Below are 4295 nucleotides of genomic sequence, written 5' to 3'. Positions count from 1 at the left end.
GCATCCGCAGAGCGCACATACGGCCATGGACATACCCGTCGGCGAGTAGCGCCAGGATCATCGCTGGTGACCGGGTCGCGCCCAGGCCTCCAGGCGTCCCGCGAACCGTTTATGCAGCTTGCGCATATGTTCGCGTGGCTGGGGTAGGCGATACCGACAGGTACTCGACGAATGGAGGCTCTCATGAACGTCGATGACAACGTTTCCGCGGATCGCGGGCCGGCGCTCAGGATTCCGCGTAGCCGGGGAGCTCTCGGCGGGCTCGCGGTGCTGTTGCTGGGGATCTGGGGTGCGCTGATCCCGTTCCTCGGGCCGTCCTTCGATTTCGCGTTCACGCCGGACGACTCGTGGGTGTGGACGTCGGCGCGCGGCTGGCTCGAACTGCTGCCGGGCGTCGTCGCGATCGTGGGCGGGTTGCTGATGCTGGCGAGCCGTAATCGGTTGGTGGCCAGCTTCGGCGGCTGGCTGGCGGCGGCGGCCGGACTGTGGTTCATCATCGGCCCGTTCCTGGCCGACCTGTTGAACATCGGCGACGTCGGTGAGCCGGTCGCGTCCTCCGACCTCAAACGCGCCCTGCTGCAACTGACCTTCTTCTACGGTCTCGGCGCGCTCATCCTGTTCTTCGCCGCCACCTCGCTCGGCAGGCTGTCCGTGCGCAGCGCGCGCGATATCGCCTTCGCACGCCGCGAAATCGACACGCGCACAGTGCAACCCGACACGCGGGGCGCCGTGGTGGAGACGCCGGGGTCGGTCGAGACCGGCAGCCGTCCCGCCTTCGGCACACAGCCGCGGTTCAACAAGCCGGGACACGCCTGACCGGGATTCAGAATCTGCCGAAAAGCCAAGAGCCCGGCTTGTTCTCGCCGGGTTCCTGGCAGAAAGCGTGGATCGCCGCCACGAGTTCGTCGGCGCTGATCACTCCGTTCTCGTCGAGGTCGAGGCGGTCGAACTCCGCGCGCGCTTCGTCACCGGAAAGGTTGCAGCCGAACAGGATTCGCTCCAGCTCGGACGGCCGAAGCACGTCGTCACCGGTGCCGGCGAGATCGATCACGGCGCGGGCCAGCGGCATGATGTCCACGGAGAACTCGGCGCCGCAACGGATCCAGTCGGCGAACTCGGTGTCGCTGACGCGGCCGTCGCCATCGGTGTCGGCCGCCGCGCGGACCGACCGCCACAGCGCGCGATACCCGTCGCGAACCCTGCGGGCCTTTGCGGAGCCGGGTGGCTCGCCCGCCGCCTGTACCAGGCGGAGTGCGAAGGCGTCGTAGTCGTCGCGGGTGAGATAGCCGTCGCCGCTGATGTCGAGCAGGTCGAATTCATAGCGGGGTGCGGGCAACCGTTCGAGCAAATCTCTTGCCCACCTGTGCATTTCATCGATCGCGACCGTGAGCATCGCCGCGTGGGAAGCGCCGGGACGCACGGTGTAGGTGATCTCCGAGCCCGTGTCGCGCAGGTCGGCGGCGAATCGGTCGACGACCTCGAGCGGAATCACCTCGTCCGCGCCGCCCGCCGCGAGGTACAGCGGGCGATCCAGCCGGGTGAGCGGGACGCGGCACGAATCCAGGACCGATTCGATCAGCGGTCGATCCGCCAGCAGGTCGGTGGTGCCGATGTGGTCGTTGGTGGCGGTGGAGATGGCGGCGAACATCTGGCCCAGGGAGGCGTGCGCGGCGAAGTCGACCAGTTCGCGACCGGCCGGGGTCAGGAAGGCGCGAGCGTCGAAATCGGGGCGGCCCGTGCGCAAGCCGGCCAGCAGGAAGGGCGTGAAGATGGTCAGCGGGCCGGTGCCCTCGCGGGTCTGCAGGTGGACGATCGTCGTCGCGTGTACCGGCGGAGCCAGCGCGATGGTGCCGCGAAAATCCAGCTCCGGCGCGTACCTGGTGGCCGTGATCGCGGTGAACAAGGCCGCGTGCCCGCCCTGGGAGAAGCCGACGACGATCCAGGCCGGGCTCAGGGCGTGCGGCAGTCCGTGTGCGGCGCGCACGGCGTCGATGACGTCGTCGAGCACCGCCTCCCCGTTCAGGTACGGGTGCGGTCCCGGCGTCGCCAAACCCTCGTAATCGGTTGCGGCGACGGCCCATCCGGCCGACAGCCACGCTCCGACGTGCCGTCGCTCCAACTTGGACAGGCCGGCCCTGGACGGCGCCGTAGTGTCCGCGAGCCCGCACGTGCCGTGCGCATAGGCGACCACCGGCCACCCGCCGGGCGGCGGATCACCCGCGGGCACGAACACCGACCCGCTGATCGTCCGGCCGATGCCCTCGTAACCGATGCCGCGATAGTGGATTCGATACGACACCGCGGCCCCGTCCGGCCACAACTTCTCCGGCAGCGTTTCGTGGTGGAGCAACGTCCCCGGTGCGTACCGATGCCGTGCTGACCTGTCGCCCATCCGCCGCGCCTCCTCCGGAATGCACCAGCAAACTTCGAGGCCGTGGCGAACCCGCAGCGACGGCGGGTCCATTATGCGGTCGCGGTGCGCGGAACTAGGAAGGATCGCCCGTATACGCACCGCGCCATACCCGCGCCAAACCCAGCAGTTGCCGAAGGTCGGCGTGGAAATCGCCGCTGCCCAGGGCGGGTTGGGGCGTGGCGAATGTCGGGGGGAGACCCGTCCTTCTCGCTGTGGCGGCGTAAGCGATTCGCTTCGCGTAGTCCTCGGCGTTCTCGGACATCGGCGGCTGCGCGGGGAGGTAGGGCGCGAGATGCATCAGGGCGTCGCGTATTTCGACGGTCATTCGGAAGATCCGGGTGGCCGGGTCGGGGGGAGTTCCGGTATCGGTCGCCGGCCGCAGGACGATCTCCGGGACCGCCGCGGTGAGGTCGCGCCACAATGGTCGCAACCGACGGCATTCGCGTGCTTCGCGGTCCAGGCCGATCGCGCGCAGCAGCGCCATCGACAAGGGGAACATGGGCGCCACCGCGTTGACCAGGACGCCGACGGTGAAGGTCAGCTCCGCCCGCGGCAGGTGCGGGCCGAGCTGCGGCCAGCCGAGGAACAGCTGGAGTCCCGACAGCGCTACCCCGATCCAGTCGACCAGCATGCTCACGAGCATGCTCGCGGCGACGACCCGTTCCGACGGGGTGAGATCGCCTATACGAAACTCGTGCACGACCATGCGGGCGAAGACCGCCGTATTGATGACCACCGGCGTGCAGAACGCGAACGCTACGACGAGGCCGTCCCAGGTGAGACCCATGTCGATTGTTCGCCCGTCGCCTCGTGCCGCCGCGCCCGCGAGAAGAATCGCGATCGTCGCGAGCACGGCGAACAGACGAGAACGGCGTTGACGCCGGCGTCGAGTGTCCGGATCGATATCGTTTCGGCGCGCACAGCCGATGGCGTGCAGGCCAGTCGTCATCATCAAGACGCAACCGATCGCCACTTCATAGACCGGACCGGGACAACCCGGCACGGTCGCGAATCGGAATAGCAGCAACGCCGCGGCACTCCAGGCGAACAACCGGTTGACGAGCCGATCGACCGGCGTATCCCGGAAGTACCGGAAACGCCCCAGCGTGAACAACACGACGCACCCGGTCAGCGGCCAAGCGAGGAATCCAGGGATCAACGATGACAAGCGACGTGCCTCCGGACGAGCGAAATACTTTCCCGCGCACAGTACGCGGCAGTGTTCCCGGGATGAGCGGAACCATTTATCGTGGCAGCCAATTGCCGTGGACGACATCGGCTGCTCCTGTTCGCTCCGTAGGTCGTCCAGCATGCGGCGGCGATCGGTGAAGAAACAGTCTTGTTCTTGCCGGGATCGTCAGTCGGTCGCGTAGCTTGGGTGGGTGGCTTCTACCGTTCCCGTTGGCGTTGTGGTTTTTCCGCCGCCGGTGCGACCCGTGCTGGACGCGATCGTGCGCGCGGAGGCAGCGGGGGTCCGGGCGGCGTGGGTGCCCTCGTGGCCGGTCGGGCCGGACGGGTTGAGCATCGTCAACGCCGCGGCGGCGCGCACCACCAGAATCGGTCTGGCCAGCGGCATCTCGATCACCTACCCGACCCATCCGCTCGCCAGGGCGAACGAGGCGCTGGTCGCGGCGGAACTCGCGCCGGGACGCTTCCGGCTCGGCATCGGGGCCAGTCACAAGCCCGAAATCGAAGAGCGCTACGGTCTTTCGTTCGGCAAGCCGCTGGCGCACCTGCGCGAGTACGTGGCGGTGCTGCGCGGGATGCTGTGGGAGGGCGGCGTCGAACTCGACGGGGAGTACTACCGGGTGCACGCCGCACTCCCGCCGATGCTCATTCCGCCGCGACCGCCGATCGTCCTCGCGGCCTTGCGCCAGAACAT

At 68.2% G+C, this 4295-nt stretch carries 4 protein-coding genes; 2 read left to right on the top strand and 2 right to left on the bottom strand.

What is annotated here, in order from left to right; genetic code table 11:
- Positions 1-183: 183 nt before the first annotated feature.
- Entirely contained in the window at positions 184-816 is a 633-nt protein-coding gene (locus tag ON39_RS18550) for a hypothetical protein (protein WP_040735827.1), read from the top strand.
- 7 nt (positions 817-823) lie between these two features.
- Here the strand turns inward: ON39_RS18550 and ON39_RS45990 are convergent, their stop codons facing one another.
- Positions 824-2392: a lipase family protein gene (locus ON39_RS45990; protein WP_169335894.1), complete on the bottom strand. Its 1569-nt coding sequence runs from the start codon at positions 2390-2392 to the stop codon at positions 824-826.
- Positions 2393-2486: 94 nt separating this feature from the next.
- A complete protein-coding gene (locus ON39_RS18540; RefSeq protein WP_146250999.1) occupies positions 2487-3581 on the bottom strand; it encodes an MAB_1171c family putative transporter in 1095 nt (364 codons plus the stop codon).
- Between the two features lie 214 nt (positions 3582-3795).
- On the opposite strand from ON39_RS18540, the gene ON39_RS18535 reads away from it, so the two are divergent.
- Positions 3796-4295 (top strand): LLM class flavin-dependent oxidoreductase (locus ON39_RS18535; protein WP_218006170.1); only part of this gene is annotated, 500 nt, incomplete at its 3' end.

It is taken from the genome of Nocardia tenerifensis NBRC 101015 (assembly GCF_000308715.1).
GTDB classification, from domain to species: Bacteria; Actinomycetota; Actinomycetes; order Mycobacteriales; family Mycobacteriaceae; genus Nocardia; species Nocardia tenerifensis.
The sequence above is the reverse complement of the archived record's forward strand: the minus strand, read 5'-3'. Positions and strand labels throughout refer to the sequence as shown.

Bases quoted from the DNA above. Each gene is read 5' to 3' on its own strand.
- ON39_RS18550 (WP_040735827.1), top strand. From the start codon at position 184: ATGAACGTCGATGACAACGTTTCCGCGGATCGCGGGCCGGCGCTCAGG.
- ON39_RS45990 (WP_169335894.1), bottom strand. From the start codon at position 2,392: ATGGGCGACAGGTCAGCACGGCATCGGTACGCACCGGGGACGTTGCTC.